Genomic DNA, 25,584 nt, shown 5'->3' with positions numbered 1-25,584 from the left:
CTGCGAGTGTATAGCAATTTGAGCCTAAATAGACACTCTTTATCCGTGACAATTTATGTCGACCTCTCAAAATAAAAAAGAGGCCAACCTATTCGTTGACCTCTTTCCACTGTGGTTCTGTTGGCTTTCAATCTCTAATCAAAACTCGCCAAAGAGGCGTACTCTTCAATCTGGCTGCGACCACGTAACGCTAAAAATGAAAGGAATTGCTGAGGCGTATGAGTGATCACTTTTCGGCTATCCACACCGACTCTATCCAAAAGCTCGCTGACTAAATCTAACCGCCCCACGTCTTGACAGAAATGCGCATCACTTCCACTGGTAATATAGGCACCGACCTCTTTCGCCACTGTCGCAATGTCAAAGCAACGATCCACACTGCCAACGCGGCTATTACCTTTCAGCGTGGTGTTATTGATTTCTATCGCCACATTGTACTCTTTGGCACATTGGATGACGGCTTCAAAGTCAAAATCAAAATTAGGGTTTCCTAAGTGGCCTAAAGCATCGACTCTGCCGCCCTTGATGACATTGAGCAAGGCTTTGGTATGCGTTGCTTTATCTGCTGGTCGAAATACAGGTTCATGAAAACTGGCTATCGCCCAATCTAAATTTGCATCTACAGAAGGATGGACGTCGATCTCGCCCTGAGTGTTCATAATATTCGACTCTACACCACGAATAATCGCAACGTCTTCAATAAAGCGTGGCAACACTCTCTGATTGCTGAAAAACCAATAGTGTGGCGCTCCAGGCATCGATTCTGAATGGTCGGTGGTGCAAAACATCTTAAGTCCATGTTCACTTGCCGACTTAGCATTTTCAATCAGTGTGCTGTATGCGTGACCGCTTGCATAGGTATGAGTGTGTGTGTCAACTTGTAAGATCATTGCCCTGCCGTTCTAAGTAAGTAGAAGTGATAGTTAAAACTAGTTTAACAGCGAAGCCATAAATTGACAGTATTCAAACTTAGCTTTCACCTTTTTGTCACAAGTGCAAAATAGTTTTTCAGGCTTTAAAAACGTCAGCGCCTCACAATAATCCATTTTCAAGACTCTAAATTGGAAGCTTTTTTTGCATCATTCGTATATTGGTCAATAATTAAAATTGTCATTAGATACGGATTTCTTATGAAAAAACATCGCTACCCTTTGAGCATCCATATTACTAGTCTGTTTTTGGTGCTGACGACTATTGTAGGCATAGTCTTAATATCAATGAGTTACCGACACTCTCAAGAGCTTTTGTCAGGTACCGCTCATGATGTGAGCCAAGAGCATAGTCAAAAACTACGTTCGATATTCAAACAGAATATCGCACCAGTGCTCACCACTATGAATTTTATGGCACTGACTTCGTTTATAAGCCATCAAGATGATACTGAAGAACAAAAACCGTGGTTGGAGTCGATTGATCTAGTATTCAAACAAAATAAAGGGCTAGTGGCTCTGTTTTATACCCATGAGAATGGCGATTTCACCCTCTTTCGCCCTTTGCCTACCCATAAAATTCGTACCCAATTCAACGCGCCTGCAAAAGCAACCATGTTAATTAATAACGCCTCACTTTCAGGTAAAAATGAATTTATTTATCTAGACGGGAACCATAATCAGATTGGTTACAGCAACACCGAAGACAATACCTTTGACCCTCGGATAAGACCTTGGTTTACCAATGCTCATATCGATGGAGAAATCAGACTCTCACAGCCCTACTCTTTTTATTTCTTAAAAACGAATGGCATCACACTTTCTAGACGCTCAGCAAATGGTGTAAATGTCGTTGGTGCTGATTTCACTTTAGACTCTATCTCCGAACAGATAAGTGATTTGGCCTATTCTGATAATTCCAAATTGGCACTATTTGATGATCAATTTAACCTACTTGCTAGCCATCAACTGAATATTGATCACGAAACGGGTATGACCAATCAGCAGCAAAGCTTAAGTCGTAGTGTTTTCTCGTCAATATTAGGAGAGCCTACAGAGGCATCTATCATTAAAACCGTCACTTACAATGTTAATAAATGGTCTTTAACCGTCACCCCAGTAAAACTAACCGATCATGTCACTTTACTGCTTGCCGAAGCGACACCGCAAGACGATCTCTTAGCTGATCTGCTCTCAATGCGAGACAAACAGGTCACCGTTGCCATTTCAATGCTCATCGTCTGTTTCTGCATTGTCTGGTTAGTTGCCAACCGTCTGGCGCGTCCATTGCAGAACTTGGTATTACTCACCGATAACATTGCCCGTTTTAATTTTAAGAAAACCCGTTATCCGAAAAGTATGATCAAAGAGGTCGCCAACCTCACTCAATCAATCGAACTCATGGAGCATACCCTGCATGATCTCCTGAACTTGTTACGTGATACTGCCAGTAATCAAGATTTTGGTCTGCTCGCAAAAACCATCGCTCACCAAAGTTACTTAGTCACCAAAGCAGAAACGATCGTTCTTTTTATTCAATCGGATGAAGAAGATCAATTTTTAACCGCTGCGAACCATGCCATTATTCCTTTTAAAGCGGATATCAACGAGTTTATTAAGGAGACACCATGGCTACATGCAAAACTCAAAGAAGGGGAAATCATCCATATCAATCGTGAGGACAACGCTCTGAAACAACACCAAGACACCATATTCAATAGTGACCTTTATCTTTTCCCATTATTGAATCGTGAAAAGCAACTTGTTGGCATTCTTGTTCTTGGTTACGAACGTTCAATCACCACCAGCCAGGCAGATAAACACGCGTTTCTACGCGAGTTGCTGAGTTTTGCTGAAATAGCCAAAGACAATATCGACCAAATGCAACAGCAAAAGGACATGCTAAATGCGTTTATCGAACTCATTGCCTCTGCGATAGATACTAAGTCCCCTTATACTGGCGGGCACTGCCAAAGAGTGCCTGAGCTAACTAAATGGTTAACGGAAGCTGCCGAAAAAGATAACCAATATTTCCCTCATTTTTCGATGGATGCCAAAGAGTGGGAAGAGCTGAACCTTGCCGCATGGCTACATGACTGCGGCAAAGTCACGACCCCAGAATACATTGTTGATAAAGCGACAAAACTTGAGACCATTTACGATCGAATACATGAAGTGCGCATGCGTTTCGAGCTGATCAAAATGCAGGCTGAAATTGAGTATTGGCAAGGCATAAGTCGCGGTGAGAATGCTGATCAACTCAAGTTAAAATTGCATCAGAAGCATAGAGAACTTGATGATGAATTCCTCTTTGTTGCCGAGTGCAATGTAGGCGGTGAGTTTATGGAAGACAGCAGTATTGAGCGTCTGCATAAGATAGCTCAACGCCAATGGAAGCGAACGCTTGACGATCAAGTCGGTATTTCGTGGATCGAAAGAGAGCGATGTGGAAATAGCGCGCCTCTTCCAACCATGGAGAACTTACTCGATGATAAGGTGACCCACAAAATCCCATGGCAAGAAGGCAATCGCCCACAAGATATTTGGCAAGAAGACTTCGTTCTTGAGCCGCCAGAGCTACGTTATGATCGTGGTGAACTGCATAATTTAACCATTCGTCGCGGCACTCTGACAGATGAAGAACGCTTCATGATCAATGACCATATTGTGCAAACACTCTCGATGCTTAAGCGATTGCCATACCCTGATAATCTAAAAAATATTCCTGATATCGCCAGCGGACACCACGAAAGAATGGATGGTAAAGGCTATCCGAGAGGCTTAAACGAAGAGCAACTTCCGCTCCAAGCACGAGTGATGGCAATCGCCGATGTGTTTGAAGCCTTAACGTCTAGTGACCGACCTTATAAGAAATCAAAAACACTGTCGGATTCCTTATCCATCATGACGGAGATGGCAACCTCCGGGCATATCGACCCTAAATTGTATGTCATCTTTCTAGAGCAAGAAATTGATCAGCAATATGCCGACGACTTCCTTGACCCGAAACAGCACTCTAAGGTAGACAGAGAACACCATTTAAAATTGGTCAAGGAGTACATTCGCTCACAGTTTTAAAAGCGGCGAGCCACCTTCTGGTGACAAGCTCACAACCTTAGCTGCCTTATAACGAATGTAATGAGCCTGCACTCTAGGCATAAATGTATTGATAATACTTGCGGTGATAATGAGTCCAATACCTTGCAATTGGTGAGTGCTAAATGTGTGTTCCAAAAATTGCCACTGCCAAACAGAAGTGAAAAGTAAATTAGTGAAGATCAATGGTGCCAATTGCGAGCCGGAGTCCACCAGCTTGTAAGCTTTTGCTCTAAACACTTGGGTATTAATCACTAGCAGAGCCAAACTAACAATCACCAGCCAATGAAATACATGAGTATCGGCACTCGTCAATGACAGAACATCCTGAGCTAACACCCCTTGCCCTTGCATCATCATTGCTGGAATCAAACAAAGGCTCGCAATCAAGAATGTCCAAGCGTTTAACTCGATTGGCGTCATATTGCCTTTTGTCGCTCGATACAGACTTAGCTGTGAACCAGAGTTAAACACACCAGCCATAAGCCCAAGCAAAAGCTCCGGTTTAAAGTGAATACCCGACACATCTCCTGCCAACAGCAACACGCCACTAAATGTGATCGTTAAGCCAAAAACAGTTACGATCGAAACTTTCACACCAAATATTAACTTTTCTAACAAAGGAATAAACAAGGGACCCGTGCTAAATAACACTACACTCTCAACAAGTGACAGAGACTGTAATGAGATAAGAAAACAGATCTGACACGCTGCAATACACAGCGCTCGAATCACGATAGGAAAGTGCATCGATTTCGGAGGAAGCCACTGTTTAGAGCCTGATCGTTGATGCTCTTTTGAGTGTTGATCTAGTGCATTCCGACCCACAAGACTCGTCACTATGACAAATATAAACAGCAAGATACATGGAATGGAAAAACGTAAAAAACTGAGCACTGCTGGGCTAATTTGTTCAGATAAGTGCTTAGCTAATAACCCTGTAATAGATAAGCTAAATGTGGACAACAACATAAATATTACGGGCTTAAATTGATTCGGCATACTACTCTCCTCTACCTGCCGCTAGTTTAGCGATCTGACAAGCAAAGAAATAACGAGTATTATTAACCAGTCTTGTAAGAAAAACTTACCAATACTTTAGCCAATTGTATGGTTTTTAATTAATAACTCAGGCGATATTGATTATGCGCAAACTTGTCCCACTTAAATCCATTTACGCGTTTGTTGCGGTAGCAGAAACCGGAAGCATGACAGACGCTGCGCGAATGCTAAATGTCAGCCACTCTGCAATCAGCCAATCGGTGAAATCTCTTGAGTCATTAATCAACACTCCCCTGTTTCACCGTGTTGGTCGCAGAGTTGAACTCAACTCAGCGGGTAAGAAATATTATAAACAAGTGGCTCCGGCGCTGGAGTTAATTGTCGAGGCCACCGAGTCAATGATTAGCCAACCTCAAGATAACCGAATCACTTTAAATATGGTGAATTCGCTTGCTTTGCATTGGTGGATCCCAAGAGTGCAAAGCTTGCAAGATTTTGCGCCACAACTGGATGTTCGGATCTCCAATCGCGTTGGCAGTTTCAACCTCAACCAAGAAGGCGTTGATGTGGCTCTGATCCACGGAAAAACAGATGAATGGCAAGACTATTACTGTGAAAAACTCTCAGATGATGAACTGGTTATGGTCTGTAGCCCTGAGCTGATCAAGTCCATCCCTGACGCAACCCCTGCTCAACTAATGGCCAAATATCCTGCAATTCTTGTTGCCAATGAAAGACGAAAAGAGGATTGGCACATATGGTGCGATGCAACAGATAATAAACTGCCGACCTACCGCAATAACTTAACGTTTAATGCCTCTGTTCAAGCAGTACACGCCACTATTCGTAAACTTGGAGTGCTTGTGACGCATCGCCTATTTGTCCGAGATGACATTAAACACGGCTTACTGACTGAAATAGAAAAACCGGTTCCAAATCCAAAGCAAGACTTCTATTTCACTTGCTCGCCAGAAAAACTCAAGCATGAGAGTGTATTAACTCTTAGAACTTGGCTACGTGAAGAGTTCACCCGCTAATGGTTCAGCGGACCTATTTTAGACAATGACCAGCAGCGGTAATTTATTTATCAAAATGTGGCTCACAGATCGCTCGTTCATACAAATAAATGATTGAAGCGAGCACCGCGACGACTTATAACTAAAGCTAACGTTTGAAATGTAAAAATAGGACAGTGCAATGATAGTCACCACCACTCAAAGTGTTGAAGGAAAACGAATCGTTGATTACAAAGGCGTAATTGCTGGCGAAGCGATTTTGGGCGCGAACCTCTTTAAGGATATGTTTGCTGGTATTCGAGATTTAGTCGGCGGACGTTCAGGCACTTACGAACGTGAGCTTGAAAAAGCTCGCACCATCGCATTTCAAGAATTAGAGCAGAAAGCCCGTGATTTAGGCGCAAATGCCGTCGTCGGTGTTGATATTGATTATGAAGTGTTAGGGCAAAACAATGGCATGTTGATGGTATCAGCCAGTGGTACTGCGGTTGTCGTCGCTTAACGCCTAATCACTAGTTACTGAATAGCTAATGCTTAATAGCTCGTGCTTGATAGTTAGTACTTAATAATTAGTACTTAATGCCTAGTTGGCTCATATCGAAAAGAAGTTGTGGATTTAACTCTCGCTGTGTTTCGGAGGTTTAATTCCCCTAACTGTAATGAAATAGAAAGCTCAACCTTGAGTTAAGCTTTCTATTTTTTAATGCATCATTACGAAAAAATCACAACATCTCTTTCGCCACTAAGTGCAGCAAAAATGTTTCCCGCTCAATACTCATGCCCTTCTTCGAGCTCTCAGCCATGGTCTTTTCATTGTGGGCGATGGCGTCGTGAATGTTAATCCACACCGGCTTCATTCCATTCTTGATTTCGTAATCTTCAAATGAGGTCTCCCCCAATTCTCGATCAATTTTACAGGTATAGCAGTAAGAAATCATATGCATGATGTCCGCATCATCTTTATACCAAGGGCGGAACTCTTCAAAAATGCCAAATGGCTTAATGCTGTGAATATTCTGTGCGCCTGTCTCTTCTTCTAACTCACGAACCATTCCTGCAATAACATCTTCACCTTCATCTAAACCGCCACCAGGAATGGTGTAATCATGATAACGAGCGGTATAAAGCATTAGGATATTTTCACCATCAATAACAATGGCACGCGCAGCATTGCGCTGATAGATGACTTTCCCATCCAGATGATCGATATCAGGATGCGTTGTCGTTTTTAAGTGTCTCATAATGATCTTGGAACTAAGGAATTTGGCGCGAATATACCACACCTTGATGTAAATACTAAAAAGCCCCGCAACGGCGAGGCTTCTGAATCTTAATTGTTAACCATCACGACGGCTAATGAGAAATTAACCATCAGCAGTGATCGCATTAATCAGTTCTTGTTGAACAGATTCCGCTTTATCAACATCTATCTGACACGTGCCTGCTGCGATATGACCACCACCACCATACTTAAGCATTAGCTCACCCACATTGGTTTTTGATGCACGATCAAAAATAGACTTACCAGTTGCAAACACAATATTTTGCTTCTGGAAGCCCCACATTTTATGAATCGAAATATTACATTGTGGAAATAGCGCGTAAATAATGAATCGGTTACCCGCGTAAATGGTCTCTTCATTGGTTAAATCAAGCACCACAAGATTTTGGTGTACGGTTGCACAGCGTTGAATTTGTTCTTTGAACATCGTCTCATGCTCACGGTACAAATCGATTCGTTCCTGTACATCAGGCAGAGCCAAGATCTCAGTTATCGTATGATTTTTACAGTAGTCGATAAGGTCCATCATCAGTGCATAGTTGGAGATTCGGAACTCACGAAAACGACCTAGCCCTGTTCGAGCATCCATCAAGAAATTCAGCAGGTTCCAATCTTGAGAGTCCAACACTTCATCACGATTAAACTGCGCGGAATCGCCTTTATCTACCGCTTCCATCATTTCTAGCCAATCGGCTGGGAACGTCTCTAGACCGCCATAATAGTCCCATACAACACGAGCGGCTGAAGGCGCGTCAGGATCGATAATGTGATTAGGCTTTTCACCTGTATTACGGATGGTTTCTGATAAGTGGTGATCGAAAGTGAGGTGAGAATCTTTCACATAAGGAAGGTTAGTCACGATGTCATTGCTAGTGATCGCTACTTTGCCATCTTGCATATCTTTAGGGTGCACAAATTTAATATCATCAATGAGGTTTTGCTGTTTTAGCAATACAGCACACACCAGCCCATCAAAATCACTTCGAGTTACTAATCTAAATTTTTGTTCTGACATCTGTCTTCCTTTTGCTACTGCGTGCTATCTACAATATCGAGATTTTATATTGGTACAAAATACCAATTATCTCGCTCAAGTGCATAGTCTTAAAGAATAATTTTGAGCTCGGTTGCTTATTTAGTGATAATTATAGTTCGGTTTTAATAATAGAAGCCCTATTTAAACTTTTGAACCAGCCTCACACTTAAACATAACCTAAACTCACACTGATAACTTGTACGTTTACAGCCCCCAATCAACCCTCTATTTATCCACGATATTGAACCCGCCTGATATTGAACCTATCTTCTTTTTTACATTTATCTGAAGCTACATGCAGCTAACTTGATATACTCATTTTTCCACCTAATTCCAAGCTAGCTTTTATGAAAATTGATGATCTAAAATTGTTTATTCGCATCGTTGAACTCGGGAGCTTTACCGCTGCCGCCAATGCACTTGAACTCCCTAGAGCGAATGTTAGCCGCAGGATCAGTGAATTAGAATCCACGCTTAACGTACAACTTTTCTTTCGTACCACACGCAAAATTTCCCTCACACAACATGGCGAGGCATACTACTCCGAACTGTTGAAAGCACTTGAAGCACTTGAAAAAGCCAACCAAATTGCCATTGATTCCACTGTATCTCCAAAGGGTGTCATCAAAATTGGTTTATTGCCTGAATCCGATGAAACCCTTCAGCCGTTGCTGCTTTCATTCCAAGATAAATATCAAGATATTGAGTTGGATATCAGAAGTATCAACAATGGCTTCATTGATCTTCAGCAGCAAGGTTTGGATGTCGCCATACACGGCGGTAAAATTCACGATGCCAATATTGTCGCTCGTAAAGTTCTGGAATTAGAACGACATCTTGTAGCGAGCCCTGAATATCTTACTAAATATGGCTCACCCACTGATCTTCCTGATGTGATGAACCACCAAACGATCTGCTTTCGTTGGCCTGGTGGCGAGCTTGATAATCGATGGCAGATCGCTGAGCATGAACTGGTCGTTAAATCAAAACTCAGCAGCAACAACATTGGGTTTGTTAAACGCTCCGTTATTTTAGGACGTGGCATTGGTTTTCTTCCAACAATTCTAATATCTAAAGAACTTGAAGATGGCTCACTGATGAAGATTTTACCGGGTTATAAATCAGAGACTGAAGACGTTTGGTTACTTTACCCTCAGCGAAAAACCATCAGTCACGCCACTCATCTATTGATCGATTTTCTTCTAGATGAAATGCCAAAACTTGTTTGATTGTCATATTTATCGTGACAAAGTGTTTCGACAACGCCTGATTATTTGAACACTGTTCGATTGTAGAATACTCGCATATCAAAGGAGAATTCTATGAAAGACACATTCAAATTATCTTTACTTGCTAGCTGCATTTTTCTACTAGTCGGCTGTAACCAGACAGACACCAACAGCGCAGAAGATGACCAAACTGCATCTTCACCATTCACATTTGAATCAAGACCTGTAAAGCACACTCGTCCTATTCAGGTGATTGAATTAAGCCCAAATCAGTCTATCAATGCTAAGCATTTCACCGGCGAATTACAATCGGTAGAAACGGCAGAGATAGCCTTCCGAGTCCCTGGAACCATTGATGCGATCCTTGTAAAAACGGGGGAACTAGTGAAGAAAGGACAAGTTATTGCAGAGCTTGATCCTCACGATTACCAAGTGGCTCTCCAAGAGCTAGAGGCCCGACTGCTTGAAGCTCAATCAGCACATAAACTTGCACAATCAGAATTAAAACGTATAACCCAAGCGACGAAAGACAACGCAATCGCCGATGTTAATTTAGATAGAGCAATTAGTGGCTATGAGCGCAGTGCCGCTATGGTAAAAGTGGTTGAGAAAAATATTCAACGCTCACAAGACTCACTACGTTATACAAAACTAGTCGCTCCTTTTGATGGCGTTATTGGCGCGACTAAAATCGACCAATATGAGCAAGTCTTGCCCGGAATCCCTGTGGTGACCCTGCATAAACCCGATCAATTGGAAGTCACAATTGATGTCCCTGAAAATCTCATCCATGAGTTTAAGATTGGACAAAAAGCGCAAGTAAAATGGTATGGCTCTCATGAAGCCATCTCGGCAGAAGCATCAGAAATCAGCTCAGTTCCTCACCTCATAAAACAGACCTATAGCGTAACGTTTTATCTCAATGGCTTCGATGAACAGTTGCTGCCGGGGAAAACCGTCACAGTAACGACCCACTCTTCAGATAAAAAACAAGAATATTGTGTTCCATATTCTTCTCTTGTCGGGATAAAAGAGACACAACATATTCTAAAAGTGAACACTCAAAAGATCACAACGATTCCCGTTGAGCTCATTTCAGTGGATGCAGAACAAGCCTGCGTTTCTGGAGATTTGAATACCGGTGATCAGATTGTTATCAGTGGAGCCGCATATCTAACAAAAGGTGACATCGTCACTTCAATTCAAGTAAAAGCGTTATAGGGCCCAAAAATGAATCTAGCTGAATTTGCCATACGCCAACGTACCTTCATTATCTTTTTTACGATAATTAGTATCATTGCGGGCTTAGTCTCTTACTTTGATCTAGGCAAACTAGAAGACCCGAGTTTCACCGTAAAAACGGCAGTTGTCGTTACGTTATACCCCGGAGCTTCAGCTGAAGAAGTGGAAAAACAAGTGACAGATACCGTCGAAACAAAGTTGCAAGAGATGGCTTCACTTAACCGCTTACGCTCACTCTCAAAACCCGGCGTATCCATGGTATTCGTTGATCTTAAAGAGTCGTTGAATTCAAAAGCATTGCCGCAAGAGTGGGATCTAGTACGCCGAAAAGTGGATGATATGAAGCTACTGCTCCCAAGCACGGCTCAAATCAGTATCGTTCAAGATGAATTCTCTGAGGTCTATGGCATGCTATTTTCAATCCATAGCCAAGATGCCCAACCTGTTGAATTAAAGCAATATGCAGAAGAGTTACAAAGAAGAATAAAAACCGTTGATGGTATTAAGAAAATCGAGCTACACGGAGTGCAACATCGCACTGTTTATATTGATATGCCAGATGAAAGGCTCGCTCAATATGGCCTTTCTGTAGCCCAAGTTTGGAATCAACTCACCACTCAAAATACGACTTTTGAAGCAGGAAAATTCGTTGCAGGTCAAGAGCGCATTCGAGTAGAGCAGAGCAGTGCTCTTCAATCTTTGGATGACATTAAAAATTTAGTCATTAAAGGTGGCATCAGTAAGTTTGGAACCAGTTTGATTCGATTAGGGGATATTGCCGATGTGACGATGGGCTACCAACAGCCTTCAATGTCAGAAAATCGCTATAACGGCATTCCAGCAGTCACTCTTGCTGTTAGCCCAGTCAGTGGTATTAATGTTGTTTCCTTAGGGGATGACATTCGTCGAGTTATTGACGAGTTTGAAGCTTCGCTACCTTTAGGCGTCAAGGTATCCACTGTTGCTTATCAACCTGAAGAAGTTCAAAAATCGATTGATAACTTCGTTAGTAACCTTTTAGAAAGTGTGGCTATCGTATTCGTCGTGCTTCTTGTGTTTATGGGCTTTAAAAGTGCCAGCATTGTTGGCAGCAGCCTTCTCATTACGATTCTTCTTACGCTAATTTACATGAATATTGCAGACATTGATTTGCACCGTGTGTCTCTAGGCACCTTTATTCTCGCATTAGGAATGCTAGTAGATAACGCCATTGTTATTACCGATATGATGATCGTAAAACTCAATAAAGGCGTTGAACGAACACAAGCCGCAATCGAATCCGTAAAAGAGACGGGGTTACCTTTATTTGGAGCGACGGTTATTGCCATTATGGGGGCAAGTCCGGTTATTTTCTCAAAAACAGATGCGGCTGAATTTGCCAGCTCTGTATTTTTAATTATCGCGGCATCCCTGCTTTTATCTTGGTTAGTTGCCGTAACGTTAACCGCATTGATGTGCTGGTTATTCATTAAACCAAACAAAACAAAAGCCGAAGATAAAATTTCATTATACAAGAAAGCAGTTTGTTGGACGGTGGACAATCCAATCAAAGCGCTTTTGTGTTTGATCCCATTAATTTTGGCGACCTCGTTTGCCGTACCTAAAGTCGCGATTAACTTTATCCCACAAGCGGATAGACCTATTTTCTTCCTAGATTACTGGCTACCAAATGGGGCGGCCATCGAGCAAACCTCGCAAGATATGAAGAAAATTGAGGCTTGGCTACTCAAACAGCCTGAAGTGAAGAATATTTCATCTTACGTTGGAAACAGTGCACCTCGATTTTCTGTCACTGTTGAACCTGAACCGATTGATCCTGCATATGGTCAGATTCTGATTAACGCTATCGATTACTCTTCAATAACGACACTTATCGCCCGAGGCGACGAATGGTTAGCAAAAGAGTTTCCAAATGCAGAGCCTCGTTTCAGAGCTTTGAAACTCGCAACATCGGATAAATACAGCGTCGAAGCTCGTTTTTCAGGGCCAGATGAAGCAGTACTTCATGATTTAGCAAACCAAGCAAAAGCCATATTCAAAGATCACCCTGATACAAAATACGTACGTGATGATTGGCGTCAACAAAGCAAAGCTCTGGTACCGATGATCAATCAAGAGAAAGCAAGACAAGCAGGAATTAACCGCGCAGACATCGCTTTTGCAATGAAGAGAGCATCAGAAGGTATGCCATTAGGTCAAATGAACCTGAATGATGAGCTGATTCCAATTCAATTACGTGGCACCGAACGCTCAATGGCTTCATTAGAAACGCTTTCAGTTCGCTCTTTGCTTGGCGCACATAGCGTACCTCTAGGACAAGTTGTAGATGGGTTTGATCTCAAATCTGAAGAGAGCATGATCTGGCGACGCGATCGAGTCAAAACCATCACAGCGCAAGCAGGCGTAGGCCGACATACCACTCCAGCAGCAGTAAGAAACGCAACCCTACAAGATATTGAAGCCATTCAATTACCTGCAGGTTATTCCTTGGAATGGGGAGGTGAATACTATGACGAACATAAAGCCGTGTCAGATATATTCAAACAACTGCCAAAAGCCATGCTACTGATGCTTATCATTTTAGTTGGCATGTTCAACGGCTTTAAACAGCCAGTCATCATTTTCACTATCCTGCCGTTAGCCGCTACTGGCGCAACATTCAGCTTGCTGGCTTTCGATAAACCATTTGGGTTCATGGCACTGATAGGTGCGATCACCTTAACTGGGATGATCATTAAAAATGGCATTGTACTTATGGATCAAATTGAGCTTGAACGCAAAAATGGTCGCGAGCTATCGGATGCGATAAAAGAAGCAACCGTTAACCGCACGATGGCGATTTCTATGGGAGCCCTAACAACAGCATTAGGGATGATTCCACTTCTAACCGATCTCCTATTTGACCAAATGGCCGCCACTATTATTGGCGGGTTAGCTGCCGCAACCGTTTTATCTCTATTCGTCATGCCAGCACTCTATCGTTTGTTCTATCGCGAGAATGGCATTAGCAAGTGCGAAAATCATTCACTAGCAGAACAAGGTGTCTAAAATGAACGTTTTCAATCTATCTACGTCATTCACTCCAATTGTATTAGCTACCACGATGCTGCTAGGAGGCTGTGCTATTGGCCCAGATTACAACGAACCACAAACCGCCATGGCCGATGTTTATTTGAATGCTGTTGATCACGACACAGAAATCAGCATGACTCAAACGCCTTACTGGTGGCTTCAACTGAATGATGAAACACTCAATCAATTAGTCCATGATGCTCAGAAGCAAAATATACCGCTAAAACTCGCTTCTGAACGAATCAAGATGGCACAATCTTATCAAGATATGGTTGAGTCATTCAAAGTGCCAACGGTTAATCTTGGGGCTGGTTATTTCAACTATCAGATCAGCCAGAATGACCCACTCCTTGGCACTGCAGTGTCTCCCATCGGAGTACCCGTTGGCGCACAACCCATGTTAGGTCAAAGCGTCACTATCGCCGACAAGCAACAAAGCGGTGGATTCTTAGGAGCAACAATAGCGTGGGAAGTTGATCTTTTTGGACGTATCGACAAACAAACAAACGCTGCACAAATTCGCAAAACTCAAGCTGAGATCTATCAAAGCGGTTTGAATACTCTGATCACTGCAGATGTCATTCATAACTACCTTCAATATCGAGGCGCTCAAGAGAGAACTCAGTTAGCCCTCGACAACATTGCAGATCAAAGAGAGACATTAAATTTAGTCGAAAAGATGGTCAGCAGCGGTTATGGTTCAGAATTAGATCTTGCCCAAGCAGAAGCGATGCTTGCGGCCACCGAATCTGTCATCCCACAACTGGACATTGCAAAGCAGGTCCATAAACACCGACTCGCCATTTTACTTGGCGAACCACTCACCAAGGTGGATATACGCTTATCAGGTGAAGGCGGTTTGCCAAAGGTTGAAGGCATCATTCCTGTCGGATTGCCTTCTGATTTGCTCACTCGTCGCCCTGATATTCGTATCGCAGAGCGTGAAATGGCGGCCATTAACCAAGAATTAGGGGTAAGCATTGCCAACCGCTACCCTAAGTTTTTCTTGACGGGCTCGCCGGGTCTCGTTGCAGGTGACTTTAGTGATCTATTTAGCAGTGATTCCTTCTCTTGGGTAGGGAGTGCAGGCATCAGTTGGAATGTGTTTGACGGGGGACGTGGAGAAGCGATGGTCGACATCAATGAATCTCGCTTTAAATCCGCAGCTTTGCGCTACCAGCATACTGTTGATGGTGCTTTTGCCGAAGTTGACTCAATGCTATTCACTTATGGTCGTAGCCAAGAGAACCAAAGGCGTATTGATGAAGCGAACCGCTCTACTGACAATGCAGTCATGAAAGCAAAATCACTCTATCGAGCGGGGCTCATCAATCATTTAGCTGTACTGGATGCTCAAAGGCAACAGAAGCTGATGCAAGATCGTCAAATAGCAGCCAAGCTCCAAACGGCACAAGTCACTGTTGGATTATATAAAGCACTAGGTGGAGATTGGGACTTGACCTCTCGCTCTGGTTCTGGCTCGGGTGAAGCATCTCAATAATCGATTTACAAAAGATTATAAGGCTAGCCGATACAGCATCGACTAGCTTTATTCACCTTCTAGCGCCACCAGCGAAACGTGATCTCTTGCTCTGGGTCTAAATAGCGATTAAGTAAGGTAAGATTGGTATCTAGCAACGCTAAATACGATCTTACCTGTTCTACACTCGAATCAACGACCGTATTCTGCACACTTGACTCTAAAACCCCTAACAGCTCACTCACCAATTGTACATTGACCGATGACTCTTCCGTCTGAATCGCTAATAACTGCTTAATTTCGACCAAGGCATTAGCGGCAATGCGGTAGGGTTCTTTTCGAACTTGTTTCAAGTCTCTCAAAAAAACACCACTGACTACCCCCTCTAAATACACCCGATAAGTCGTCAACTCATCCATGAGCAAAAACAATTGGCTTCGAATATTACGGTGCGGATAAGGGATCGCAAGATGATCGTCAAGCTCATATGAAATATCTAATTCAGCCCCAAATTCAGAACAGCGTCGCTTTAGGACTCTGAGTAAGCCTTGCTCATCCATCAATTGTTGAATTTCGAAAATCCGCTTTAAGTGGTAGTCATTGGAAACAAACGTTACTTTTATGCACTCACCAGAGGATAGAATGTTCTCATCAACCATCTTCTTTGCCACATTTTGAATATTTTCGATGGTATTCACTGACTCTTTTTCAAGCAAAATATCTAGCCCTGATAAATCTATGCTCCCATTACTTTGCAGCGCAGCAAAATACTCATGCATGGCTTCCGCCTCAGAACGCGTCTGCCCAGAAGTGATTCCCCCACAGAAAGCAACCACAATGTTTTGGCGGCTGGATGTCTCCAAATGTTCCACCAAACCTTCAACTCGGCTTTTACCTTCAGCAGTCAATGTATTTTTATTTAGCCGCTTTCCTAGCACAATCACTACGCGTTTATTGTTCATTTATTGCTCAAGTCTCGTTTTTGAAATGGGATATAGTGAATTCTGTATACAATCATATCGGTTACCCGTAGCTTTACTAAACCTCACTGGCTACATGCGTCGCATTTATGCTCACAAATGCAAAGAAGCGTATGAGACAGTGTGAGCTATATTTATAGCATCCATTTTAAAATTGGAATGACATTCAATACACTGAAATGATCTACACGACAAGAGCTTGTTTTATCAAGCCAAAGCCTCACAGGAAGTTTCTATGCTGTCTATCTTTGACATATATAAAATTGGAGTGGGCCCTTCTAGCTCACATACGAATGGACCTATGATTGCCGGGTACAATTTTACCCAGATAATCGCCCCCTACCTAGAGAATGTCACACGGGTACAGATTGATCTCTACGGATCTTTATCTTTGACTGGTAAAGGCCACCACACTGACCGCGCTACGATTTTAGGCTTGCTTGGCAATAAACCTGACACGATTAAAATCTCCAGCGCTAATGCTGCGATGAAAAAAGCAGTGAATGATAAACGTTTAAGCCTATCTGGTAGCCACGAGATTAGCTTCGATACTGAAACGGATATGCTTTTCCATACCTCCAATTTACCCCTGCATGAAAATGGCATGACGATCTCCGCGTTTGATGCAACGGGCACACAGCTCGTCATTGAAACCTACTACTCTATTGGCGGAGGCTTTATTGCTACGGCGGCACAATTAGAGAATGGTATTGCCGAGAGCGATACTCAGGTCGAGTTTCCTTTTAAATCGGCAGAAGAGTTACTCAACCTTGCCGACAAAAATGGCCTCAGTTTGGGTGGGCTTGTCCTCAGAAATGAGCAAGCATTCCAATCGATGGAAACCATTGATAGCCGAGCGGACCAAATCTGGAAAGTGATGTCGCTGTGCATGCAAAGAGGTTTTGAAACCGAAGGGATTTTAGAAGGGGGACTTGAAGTGACTCGCCGCGCCCCTGCTTTGCTCAAAAAGCTCGAAGCCAATGCATCCATTGAAAACGATCCTATGGAGATCATGGATTGGATTAACCTATTTGCTTTTGCGGTGAGTGAAGAAAATGCCGCAGGAGGCCAAGTGGTGACTTCTCCTACAAACGGAGCGGCAGGCGTGATTCCGGGAGTGCTGATGTATTACCACCGCTTCATTAAAGAGCTCGACACTAAGCAGTTAAAAGACTTTTTAGCTGTCTCTGGCGCCATTGGCATTTTATATAAAACAAACGCATCCATTTCAGGTGCCGAAGTAGGTTGCCAAGGAGAAGTTGGCGTCTCCTCCTCCATGGCGGCGGCAGGCTTAACCGCCCTTCGAGGTGGAAGTAACGAGCAGATCTGCATGGCAGCAGAAATTGCGATGGAGCACTCTTTAGGCATGACTTGTGATCCGATTGGCGGCTTAGTTCAAGTCCCTTGTATTGAGCGAAATGCGATGGGCTCCATGAAAGCAATTAATGCTTCAAGAATGGCGCTCAAACGAACCAGCAAATGCCTCATTTCTTTAGATAAGGTTATCGATACCATGTATCAAACCGGCAAAGATATGAACCGCAAATATCGCGAAACCTCTCTTGGCGGGCTTGCGCTGATACACATGGCACCACCTTGCGAATAACTTAAAACGAGTAGCTTGAAACGAGTAGCTTAAAACGAGTAGCTTGAAACGAATTACTAGTCGCTAATCTCTGATAAAAAAGTGATCGCATACAGTGCGATCACTTTAACTATCTAACCTTCATTTCTAACATCGAATTATTATCAGCAAAACTTAATCACGGTATTGGAATTGATTGTTTGCATCTTTATAAGACAGCATTATGTGGCTGTAGTTCGCTTTAGTCCAATCGTCGACAGTGCCTTGAAAGGTAACTTGTCCACTGATCTCACCGCGACAACCATGATGCGCTTCAAAGGATGTGTTTCCCGCTTCTTCATGAGTACCAGTGAAGGATACGCCACCATCAACGTATATATCTGCAGCATGACATTCCATCGCCAGAACGGAGAGAGGAGTCGTTACGCCATCGTTATTTTCAATAGCAAAAACAGCACCTTCATTTAATGCAACAAAGCCTGTTGAAGTATATTCACTCGCTTCAAATGCTGATGAATTGCCCATTTCAAAGCTACCCGCACTTACTTTTTTACCTATAAATGAACCATTACCAAACAGGGATAGCACACCTTTTATATTGAGGTTTGCTACTTTACTATGAAGCGATGAATTAAGATCAATATTGATTTGCTGTGGACTGCCAGTTAAGCCGCTGTTGAGCCGTACGTAAGAGTTAAATGTATTCGCCAATGATAAGTTATCAAGGCTACCCGAATTAATGCGCAATGATGATGAACGCATGGATACGTTCGGGGCGTACCATCCATCATCCGCATCTTCAAGGGTTGGTGTTGGTAACGTCACGTTCTCAAAACGCACATACGACTCTCTTACTATGCTCACCGAACCTGAATTGATCTTCACATCAACAAGCTTAATGTTCGTCCTACCCGAAACAAACATCGCTTCTAATTCACCATCGACCTCCATCCCTGTAATTTCACCGCCGCTGATAATGACATCATTTTTCTTGATATTAATTGGGCCATTACAAGCCCCTGTGACATTCAAAGTGAGCGGGCCTGCATAAGTCGCGGCATCTAATGTTGTCTTCAATAATTCAGGAGAACTGCTGCAATCAATATCTAAGGATGTGGTCGCCTTTATCGCATCAATCTTCGAATCTAAATATGCAAAGTTGCCATTAACTTCTTCCGCCTTTGCCGGAGTTCCTGCAGTAAACTCAACCAAACTGTCTGCTGCGACTGCATTTGCCGTAAGTCCAACGGTAATAATGCTAGCAAGTAAGCTCATATTGTATTTATTCATGTTCTAATCCTTAGGCGAATTTATTGCCAGTTTGAGTCATTCCAGTTAGTTGTATTCCATACAGCATTCATGCTACCGCTGGTATCGCACGCATCACCAATGCCATCCTTATCAGAATCAGCTTGGTTCTCATTGCTCGTATGTGGGCAGTTGTCTATCAGTGTATCGATGCCGTCGTTATCATGATCTCCAGCACGGTCTTTATCATCTGGGGCAAGGTCCGCTTTATTATCTCCGTAGCCATCACCATCGGTATCCGCCCACTCATCCCCATTGTTTGGAAACTTATCGGCTAAGTTATCGCCATACCCATCATTATCGGTATCAACAGATTCGCTTTTATCATTAGGGAATCGGTCATCGATGCTATCAACACCATCCTCATCATGATCGCCTGCTTTTGTTGCGTCATTTGGATAGGCATCATTCAGGCTGTCGTAGCCATCTTTATCGTGATCACCTGCTCGGGTTTTATCTAACGGAAAACCATCTTGTGCATCAAGGTAACCATCACCATCGTCGTCGGTATCCGCTACGTTTCCAATACCGTCTCCATCGGTATCAACTGACTCCGATTTATCAAATGGAAAAGCATCATTACTGTCTTCTACCCCATCATCGTCATCATCTAAGTCGGCATTATTACCCGTTCCATCTTGGTCATAGTCCAACCACTCTTTTCCATCATCCGGAAAGGAGTCTCGCCCATCGATGACACCATCACCGTCTTTATCAACATTTTCTATCGCAACAAAATCTCCAGATTCATCTTTAGTAATTCGTTGGTCTGGAGTCAGGTTTTGTATCAGATCTTTATGGGCAGTTAATCCTTGATCCAAGATCGATGTATCTTTAGAAGCCGTCGCCAACTCATCTTCTGTTGTCGGAAGCAGCTCAAGTTCAACAATCGCATTTGCCTTTGCTAAAATGTCTTCTTTATTCTCTTGCTTGTAATCACCCAGTACATCTCCAGGGTCGATCCCAAGTTGGTTCGATACTTGTTGAACCGCTTCATCTTTCTCAATATTTCCAGCATCCAACTTCAGGTGAACAAGTGTCGAAAGAGGGGTGACCATAGCTTCGCCCGCAGGGGCAGACATCATGAATGCATATTGAATAAGAACGCCATTTGGGTTGGATTCCGATTGAGTATCTTCATCAATAGTTACGTGGGGAATCGCTTTTACGATAACCGCATGATCGAGATAATCAGCGACGCTTGATACATCTAAATTGGCCACTCCATTTTTAAGTGATATAGCAGAAGGTTCTCCTTGGTCATGTTTGAAGTTCCCGTTAATGTCTAACCACACAAAAGCATCGCGCAGATAGCCATCAATGGCTTTTATCGTATAGGTCGACGAATCACTCGACGTATTTGAAGAGTCTCCACCACACCCCGATAAAGGTAAGGCAATAGCACTCATTGCTATTACCAAAGGGGAAAGTTTCATATACAGCTCCTTTCATTAATCATATTCTGAGCATCTAGTACATTTGCACTACTACTTCATAAACTAATCAAAAGGAGGTATTAAACTATCCCCAATTGGGGACATTTTATATTTATTGATGCATAAAAAGATTTATATCAACACTGAGAGCTATAAATCACTATGAAAAGAAATTATTTTATAAATTTGATATAGGTCAATCCAAATAAAATCAAACAGTAAAGAAGGAAATAGATCTGCTACCGTTATTAATAATAAAGATAATTAAGAGATTTCATAATATGAGCCATTACTGTCTTGATACGTTAATTCGATCTCTATATGAGTCTTTAGTGTCTAAAGATGGCTTTAGTTTTTTTTTAAACCTTTTAGTTAAGCAATTGAACTTATTATCCGGCGCTGTAGTCATGACGAATGACATTAGCAAAAAGTCACGCTTGGTATGGGCTGCCGGGCTCGATATTGAAGATGCCTCTGCTTTTATCGATCTCAACAGCCAAAGTGATCCATTGATCTCACAATTAAACCTCAGCCCTTCTGGGAGCCTAATTACCATGGGGGATGTTGATGCAGATAAGATGCGAGTGCAGCATCCTGAGTTTTTTTCTCAACTTAATGATGACCTGGATATCTACTATGCGACGGGCGCTGTTTTATCCCAAGACGGCACCTGGCGTAGTTTGATTTTCTTTCATCGAAGTAGAAATCAACATGAATTCAATCAACAAGAATGCCTACTGCTAAAGCGGTTAATCCCGCATATTCAACACGCAATGCAACTTTATCATCAACAGCTTAAGCAACAGCAACAAGCACACCTTACCGAATTACTATTTAATCAAATCCAATTACCTGTCATTTTAATTAATGAACAAGGTCAGGTCTGCCATGCAAATACCCAAGGATTCGCGTTGCTTGATAACGGAAAAATATTTCGACAAGTGAACCAGAGCCTTCATTTATGCCCTCCGTATAACAAACTACTATTCAGCCAAGCACTATCTAATTGTTTAAATAACCGTACTGTCGAAACCATATCTTTGGAAAAACCAAACCACTTTGGGTATACGATAACGATCGCACCATTAATATCAGATAGTTACTACGATAATAAAAATTCAATTCAAGAACCAGCCTCAAGCCGGCCTTGCATCGAAGGTGGAGTCGCCATTTTTATCTATTCACTAGATCAGCCCCCTAAAGTCAACTTAAACGCTCTTTGCCATGCGTTTGGACTGACTGATAAAGAAGCAGTGATATGCCGTGAATTGCTCAACGGACACTCCCCCGCAGAGATTGCAAAAATGCACCACCTATCGTACGAGACTGTTAGAACCTATATCAAACGAGCAATGAAAAAAACAAACACTCGTCGCCAGAATGAATTGGTTGCAAAAATAATCACCAGCCCCGCGTACTCCAATACGCAAACTATGCCTCAATACTAGCGTTTATTAAATGTTAATTTTTTATTAAATATCCAAATAAAGTACTGATATGAATAAGCATATTTTGACAGCACAAATGCTCAATTAAGATTAAAAATACATTAATAAGGGTTATTTTTTCTAATGCAACCTCTAACAGATATGCACGTGATTACATACCAGTCAATTCATTATCTATACATCCACCAGCTCTAAAAACACGTCTAAAACCAGTAATCCATGTAGTTAGTTTGTTAACAAAAACTCTGGGAGCACTGGGAATCCACATCATTTACTGCCGACCACAACTAGCAAACTAAAAACACTGCATACTATTTAATCACGCAATCATTTGCATTGGCTACATTTTATACCCATTAGAATTACCATCCCGATGCATTAGAAAATGTATTGCTTTAAGATTTATTTTTGCGATAAATGTTTCAATTTATGTCTATCTAAAAATGATAGTATAATCGCGTTTTTAAACTACACCTCACCCACAACTATGAGATTAATATAATGTGGAATAAACTGAATAAATCGATGATGTTCTGCCAAATGATGTTTGGCTTGTCATTTTACGGCGTAATGGTAATTCTGACTCGTTTCTTCTTAGAAGATCTGGGTTATAGCGAAGCTGACACTATGATGGTTGTTGGTGCTTTCTCTTCAATTGGTCCACTGTTTGCTATTGCTGGTGGTTTCATTGCAGACAAATTTTTAGGTGCATACCGTTCACTCACTATTGCATACGGCACTTTTGCAACGGGTTACGCACTTCTTGTACTTGGCGCATCTGCAACTAACGTTCCGATGGCACTGGTTGGTATCGCGTTAGCAAGTTACGCTCGTGGTCTAATGTCTCCTTCTTACCCAAGTTTATATAAACGTACTTTTGCTACTGAAGAAGATTTTGAGAACGGCTACCCTGTAAACTACTCAGTGAACAACGTTGGCGCACTATTAGGTCAATACCTATTCCCAATGTTCGTACTAGCAATCGGCTTCAATGGTAGTTTCGGTCTATCTGCTGCTCTTGCTGCACTGGCTTTCGTTACACTGATCATTTTCCACAAACCACTTCTATCTGTTGGTGCAGAAATTGACCAGAAGCCAGTAAGTGCTAAAAACTGGGCTGCGTTCTTCGCACTTTCTCTAGGTATGGTTGGCTTAGTATTCTTCATGTTCTCAAACATGGATATCGGCCAAAACATCGTTTACGCAATTGGTGCTGCAGCAATCTTATACTTCATCTCTTTGATGATTAAGTCTAAGAAATCTGACGCTCTAAAAATGGGTACGATCCTTATCATGACACTGCTGACGACTTGTTTCTTCGTTTACTACGGTCAAATGATGACTTCAATGACTATGGTTACGATCAACACAATGCGTGGCGATCTATTCGGTCTTATCCCAATTGCTCCTGAAGCATCTATGGCGATGAACCCACTATGGTGTATCGTTGCTGGTCCTGTTATTGCGATGACGTTCTCTTCTCTTGAAAAACGTGGCATTAACTTCTCTACTGCAACTAAAGTTGGTTTCTCATTCGTTTGTACAGCAATCGCATTTGGTATCCTTACTCTAGCAGTGATGAACATTGGCGAAGACGTTATCATCCGTCCGGAAATCTTCCTCGCTATCCACTTCTTCCAAGCATTTGCTGAAGTAATCGTAGGTAGCCTAGTAGTGGCATTCATCCTTTCAGTAGCGCCTAAGCACATTGAGAACTTCTCTGTAAGTCTATTCTCTGTTGCTATCGCTCTAAGTGGTATTGTTGGTGCAGTATTCTCTACTTCTATCGCGCTAGAGAAAGGCCAAGAGATCACTCAAGAAATCGTTAAAACAGTTTACGGTGACTACTTCCAACTTCTTACTATCCTAGCGGTAGTTATGGTTGTGATTGCACTTGGTGCATCTGTTGTTGTTCGTAAGATGCTTGAAGCGGCAAAAGCGGAAGATGAAGCTGAACTAGTTGAAGCAAAAACTGAAGCTTAAACCTCACTCTAAGTTTTCGCTTAGAACAAGGTTCAATACAATAGTTTTTAAACATCGATAAAACAAAGCCCTTACTGAGTTACTCAATAAGGGCTTTTTATTATCTCTAGCACCGACAGCAAATAAAAAAGCTCCCATTATGGAAGCCTCAATGAAACCGTTTGATACAAGTCAGGAGGTTTTACCCTTCACTAGCTTCAAGCTCTACGATAGATTCAATGCTGATTGCATCGTGTCGCCAATGCTCAATACTGCAATCGATCAAGTCACCGTTCTGGTTATAATTAACCTTTTCAACCACCATCGCGGGTGTTCCTGAAGTCGCACGTAACGTTTGAGCGGACTCCCCCAACAAAGACGATGTACTCACGCGAAGTTTCGTTTTTTGGTATACCACACCAAAATGCTCTCGGTAAATATCAGTTAATGATGACGACAGATCAAAGTCTAAAAGATTAGGAAATAACTCAGGGCGAATAAAGTGCGTCACATACACTACAGGTCTATCTTCTAAGTATCTAACTCTATCAACTCGATAAATATCAGAGAACGGCGCAAGGTTGAGTAATGCTGTCGCTCTTTTCGTTGCAAGTATACTTTTGGCGGCTAACAGTTCGGTTTTCGGTTTTCGCCCTTGAGCTTGAGCTATGTTGGTGAAGTTTGATGTTTGAACTGGGTCGTAACGAAGCGGCGCAGGCGAGATAAACCAGCCACGGCGATCTTCTCGAAAAATTTTGCCTTCTGATTCCAGTAAAGAAAGGGCTTCACGTAGGGTGACACGAGTGGTATTAAAAGATTCCGCAAGCTTACGCTCTGATGGCAACTTTTGACGAGCCGCCAGCATTCCAGAGTCGATCTGTTCTGCTATTGCCTCTTTAATTTTCACATATTGCACGACAATTCCTTTCGCTTAACTCATTAAGCCATGGCAAGTAACTTAGCAATCATTACCAAGTTACTCTCATGCAATATTTATACGATTTCCCAAGAGTGGGTCATCTTAACGCCCTCACCTAACATCAGGCAGACAGAGCAGTATTTCTCAAGCGAGTTTGCAGCAACTTTCGCGACAATATCACCGTCAAGATCTTCACCTGACACTTCAAAGTGAATGTTAACCGCTGTAAAAATACGTGGAGCAGTATCACGACGTTCTGTAGTCAGTTTTGCATTACAAGCCGACACTTTTTGCTTTGCTTCTTTTAAGCCATCTACCACATCAACCGAGCTACAGCCACCAGCCGCCATCAGTACCATTTCCATTGGACTTGGTGCTGTTTCTCCACCATTACCATCCATTGCCACGGCATGGCCAGATTGCGATTGACCAAGGAATTTAAAGTCTTCAACCCACTTAACTTCAGCTTGCATTTTACTACCTATGATTTAATCAATTTCGATGCTCACAAGGTACTACTGTGGCTATTTTTGCGCAATAAAAATTGCTCGAAGAGACCTCT

At 42.4% G+C, this 25,584-nt stretch carries 19 protein-coding genes; 10 read left to right on the top strand and 9 right to left on the bottom strand.

Going from position 1 to position 25,584, the window contains the following annotated elements; all coding sequences use genetic code 11:
• Nucleotides 1-134: 134 nt before the first annotated feature.
• Nucleotides 135-890 carry a phosphatase gene (locus FCV43_RS10545; protein WP_136995134.1) on the bottom strand — a complete coding sequence of 252 codons (756 nt, stop codon included), beginning with the start codon at nucleotides 888-890 and terminating at the stop codon, nucleotides 135-137.
• 240 nt (nucleotides 891-1,130) lie between these two features.
• On the opposite strand from FCV43_RS10545, the gene FCV43_RS10540 reads away from it, so the two are divergent.
• Nucleotides 1,131-4,007: an HD domain-containing phosphohydrolase gene (locus FCV43_RS10540; protein WP_136995133.1), complete on the top strand. Its 2,877-nt coding sequence runs from the start codon at nucleotides 1,131-1,133 to the stop codon at nucleotides 4,005-4,007.
• Here the strand turns inward: FCV43_RS10540 and FCV43_RS10535 are convergent.
• Nucleotides 3,996-5,027, bottom strand: coding sequence for a DMT family transporter (locus FCV43_RS10535; protein WP_136995132.1), 1,032 nt, complete (start codon nucleotides 5,025-5,027; stop codon nucleotides 3,996-3,998). The two genes, FCV43_RS10540 and FCV43_RS10535, sit on opposite strands and share 12 nt — an antisense overlap.
• 143 nt (nucleotides 5,028-5,170) lie before the next feature.
• Between FCV43_RS10535 and FCV43_RS10530 the strand changes: the two genes are divergently transcribed.
• Together FCV43_RS10530 and FCV43_RS10525 are read left to right on the top strand one after the other, a co-directional pair.
• On the top strand, nucleotides 5,171-6,064 hold the full coding sequence (locus FCV43_RS10530; RefSeq protein WP_017052931.1) for a LysR substrate-binding domain-containing protein: 894 nt from the start codon (nucleotides 5,171-5,173) through the stop codon (nucleotides 6,062-6,064).
• A 160-nt stretch (nucleotides 6,065-6,224) separates the two neighbouring features.
• On the top strand, nucleotides 6,225-6,545 hold the full coding sequence (locus FCV43_RS10525) for a heavy metal-binding domain-containing protein (RefSeq protein ID WP_017052932.1): 321 nt from the start codon (nucleotides 6,225-6,227) through the stop codon (nucleotides 6,543-6,545).
• A gap of 220 nt (nucleotides 6,546-6,765) precedes the next feature.
• On the opposite strand, the gene FCV43_RS10520 is transcribed toward FCV43_RS10525, so the two are convergent.
• Nucleotides 6,766-7,284 carry an NUDIX hydrolase gene (locus tag FCV43_RS10520; RefSeq protein WP_136995131.1) on the bottom strand — a complete coding sequence of 173 codons (519 nt, stop codon included), beginning with the start codon at nucleotides 7,282-7,284 and terminating at the stop codon, nucleotides 6,766-6,768.
• A 123-nt stretch (nucleotides 7,285-7,407) separates the two neighbouring features.
• On the bottom strand, nucleotides 7,408-8,340 hold the full coding sequence (locus FCV43_RS10515; RefSeq protein WP_113798330.1) for an exopolyphosphatase: 933 nt from the start codon (nucleotides 8,338-8,340) through the stop codon (nucleotides 7,408-7,410).
• 368 nt (nucleotides 8,341-8,708) lie between these two features.
• Between FCV43_RS10515 and FCV43_RS10510 the strand changes: the two genes are divergently transcribed.
• The 4 genes from FCV43_RS10510 to FCV43_RS10495 all read left to right on the top strand — a co-directional run bounded on the left by FCV43_RS10510 (nucleotide 8,709) and on the right by FCV43_RS10495 (nucleotide 15,405).
• Nucleotides 8,709-9,590, top strand: a complete 882-nt coding sequence (locus tag FCV43_RS10510) for a LysR family transcriptional regulator (protein ID WP_113798332.1) — start codon at nucleotides 8,709-8,711, stop codon at nucleotides 9,588-9,590.
• A 93-nt stretch (nucleotides 9,591-9,683) separates the two neighbouring features.
• A complete protein-coding gene (locus tag FCV43_RS10505) occupies nucleotides 9,684-10,811 on the top strand; it encodes an efflux RND transporter periplasmic adaptor subunit (protein ID WP_136995130.1) in 1,128 nt (375 codons plus the stop codon).
• Nucleotides 10,812-10,820: 9 nt separating this feature from the next.
• A complete protein-coding gene (locus FCV43_RS10500; RefSeq protein WP_136995129.1) occupies nucleotides 10,821-13,880 on the top strand; it encodes an efflux RND transporter permease subunit in 3,060 nt (1,019 codons plus the stop codon).
• A gap of 1 nt (nucleotide 13,881) precedes the next feature.
• A complete protein-coding gene (locus tag FCV43_RS10495; RefSeq protein ID WP_136995128.1) occupies nucleotides 13,882-15,405 on the top strand; it encodes an efflux transporter outer membrane subunit in 1,524 nt (507 codons plus the stop codon).
• Nucleotides 15,406-15,464: 59 nt separating this feature from the next.
• Here the strand turns inward: FCV43_RS10495 and FCV43_RS10490 are convergent, their stop codons facing one another.
• A complete protein-coding gene (locus FCV43_RS10490) occupies nucleotides 15,465-16,346 on the bottom strand; it encodes a YdcF family protein (RefSeq protein WP_136995127.1) in 882 nt (293 codons plus the stop codon).
• A 253-nt stretch (nucleotides 16,347-16,599) separates the two neighbouring features.
• Between FCV43_RS10490 and FCV43_RS10485 the strand changes: the two genes are divergently transcribed.
• Nucleotides 16,600-17,970: an L-serine ammonia-lyase gene (locus FCV43_RS10485; protein WP_136995126.1), complete on the top strand. Its 1,371-nt coding sequence runs from the start codon at nucleotides 16,600-16,602 to the stop codon at nucleotides 17,968-17,970.
• A gap of 153 nt (nucleotides 17,971-18,123) precedes the next feature.
• Here FCV43_RS10485 and FCV43_RS10480 read toward each other — a convergent pair whose 3' ends face one another.
• Together FCV43_RS10480 and FCV43_RS10475 are read right to left on the bottom strand one after the other, a co-directional pair.
• Nucleotides 18,124-19,239: a hypothetical protein gene (locus tag FCV43_RS10480; protein ID WP_136995125.1), complete on the bottom strand. Its 1,116-nt coding sequence runs from the start codon at nucleotides 19,237-19,239 to the stop codon at nucleotides 18,124-18,126.
• Between the two features lie 20 nt (nucleotides 19,240-19,259).
• Nucleotides 19,260-20,693: a hypothetical protein gene (locus tag FCV43_RS10475; protein WP_136995124.1), complete on the bottom strand. Its 1,434-nt coding sequence runs from the start codon at nucleotides 20,691-20,693 to the stop codon at nucleotides 19,260-19,262.
• 281 nt (nucleotides 20,694-20,974) lie between these two features.
• On the opposite strand from FCV43_RS10475, the gene FCV43_RS10470 reads away from it, so the two are divergent.
• Both FCV43_RS10470 and FCV43_RS10465 read left to right on the top strand, forming a co-directional pair.
• Complete coding sequence (locus FCV43_RS10470; protein WP_136995123.1) at nucleotides 20,975-22,141, top strand: helix-turn-helix transcriptional regulator; 1,167 nt, start codon at nucleotides 20,975-20,977, stop codon at nucleotides 22,139-22,141.
• Between the two features lie 501 nt (nucleotides 22,142-22,642).
• A complete protein-coding gene (locus FCV43_RS10465; protein WP_017052940.1) occupies nucleotides 22,643-24,124 on the top strand; it encodes a peptide MFS transporter in 1,482 nt (493 codons plus the stop codon).
• A gap of 181 nt (nucleotides 24,125-24,305) precedes the next feature.
• Here the strand turns inward: FCV43_RS10465 and phnR are convergent, their stop codons facing one another.
• Together phnR and FCV43_RS10455 are read right to left on the bottom strand one after the other, a co-directional pair.
• Nucleotides 24,306-25,019, bottom strand: a complete 714-nt coding sequence (phnR, locus tag FCV43_RS10460) for a phosphonate utilization transcriptional regulator PhnR (RefSeq protein WP_136995122.1) — start codon at nucleotides 25,017-25,019, stop codon at nucleotides 24,306-24,308.
• Between the two features lie 77 nt (nucleotides 25,020-25,096).
• Nucleotides 25,097-25,495, bottom strand: a complete 399-nt coding sequence (locus FCV43_RS10455; protein WP_113798355.1) for an OsmC family protein — start codon at nucleotides 25,493-25,495, stop codon at nucleotides 25,097-25,099.
• Nucleotides 25,496-25,584: the final 89 nt, after the last annotated feature.

The organism is Vibrio genomosp. F6, assembly GCF_005146325.1.
GTDB lineage: Bacteria > Pseudomonadota > Gammaproteobacteria > Enterobacterales > Vibrionaceae > Vibrio > Vibrio cortegadensis.
Note: the sequence above shows the minus strand (reverse complement) of the source record. Positions and strands in the feature narration are given on the sequence as shown.

Excerpts from the sequence above, each read along its gene's own strand:
- FCV43_RS10480 (WP_136995125.1), bottom strand. The coding sequence starts at position 19,239 with ATGAATAAATACAATATGAGCTTACTTGCTAGCATTATTACCGTTGGA.
- FCV43_RS10465 (WP_017052940.1), top strand. The coding sequence starts at position 22,643 with ATGTGGAATAAACTGAATAAATCGATGATGTTCTGCCAAATGATGTTT.
- FCV43_RS10455 (WP_113798355.1), bottom strand. The coding sequence starts at position 25,495 with ATGCAAGCTGAAGTTAAGTGGGTTGAAGACTTTAAATTCCTTGGTCAA.
- FCV43_RS10540 (WP_136995133.1), top strand. The coding sequence starts at position 1,131 with ATGAAAAAACATCGCTACCCTTTGAGCATCCATATTACTAGTCTGTTT.
- FCV43_RS10525 (WP_017052932.1), top strand. The coding sequence starts at position 6,225 with ATGATAGTCACCACCACTCAAAGTGTTGAAGGAAAACGAATCGTTGAT.
- FCV43_RS10520 (WP_136995131.1), bottom strand. The coding sequence starts at position 7,284 with ATGAGACACTTAAAAACGACAACGCATCCTGATATCGATCATCTGGAT.
- FCV43_RS10500 (WP_136995129.1), top strand. The coding sequence starts at position 10,821 with ATGAATCTAGCTGAATTTGCCATACGCCAACGTACCTTCATTATCTTT.
- FCV43_RS10485 (WP_136995126.1), top strand. The coding sequence starts at position 16,600 with ATGCTGTCTATCTTTGACATATATAAAATTGGAGTGGGCCCTTCTAGC.
- FCV43_RS10470 (WP_136995123.1), top strand. The coding sequence starts at position 20,975 with ATGAGCCATTACTGTCTTGATACGTTAATTCGATCTCTATATGAGTCT.
- FCV43_RS10530 (WP_017052931.1), top strand. The coding sequence starts at position 5,171 with ATGCGCAAACTTGTCCCACTTAAATCCATTTACGCGTTTGTTGCGGTA.
- FCV43_RS10545 (WP_136995134.1), bottom strand. The coding sequence starts at position 890 with ATGATCTTACAAGTTGACACACACACTCATACCTATGCAAGCGGTCAC.
- FCV43_RS10490 (WP_136995127.1), bottom strand. The coding sequence starts at position 16,346 with ATGAACAATAAACGCGTAGTGATTGTGCTAGGAAAGCGGCTAAATAAA.
- FCV43_RS10495 (WP_136995128.1), top strand. The coding sequence starts at position 13,882 with ATGAACGTTTTCAATCTATCTACGTCATTCACTCCAATTGTATTAGCT.
- FCV43_RS10510 (WP_113798332.1), top strand. The coding sequence starts at position 8,709 with ATGAAAATTGATGATCTAAAATTGTTTATTCGCATCGTTGAACTCGGG.
- FCV43_RS10505 (WP_136995130.1), top strand. The coding sequence starts at position 9,684 with ATGAAAGACACATTCAAATTATCTTTACTTGCTAGCTGCATTTTTCTA.
- FCV43_RS10475 (WP_136995124.1), bottom strand. The coding sequence starts at position 20,693 with ATGAAACTTTCCCCTTTGGTAATAGCAATGAGTGCTATTGCCTTACCT.
- FCV43_RS10515 (WP_113798330.1), bottom strand. The coding sequence starts at position 8,340 with ATGTCAGAACAAAAATTTAGATTAGTAACTCGAAGTGATTTTGATGGG.
- FCV43_RS10535 (WP_136995132.1), bottom strand. The coding sequence starts at position 5,027 with ATGCCGAATCAATTTAAGCCCGTAATATTTATGTTGTTGTCCACATTT.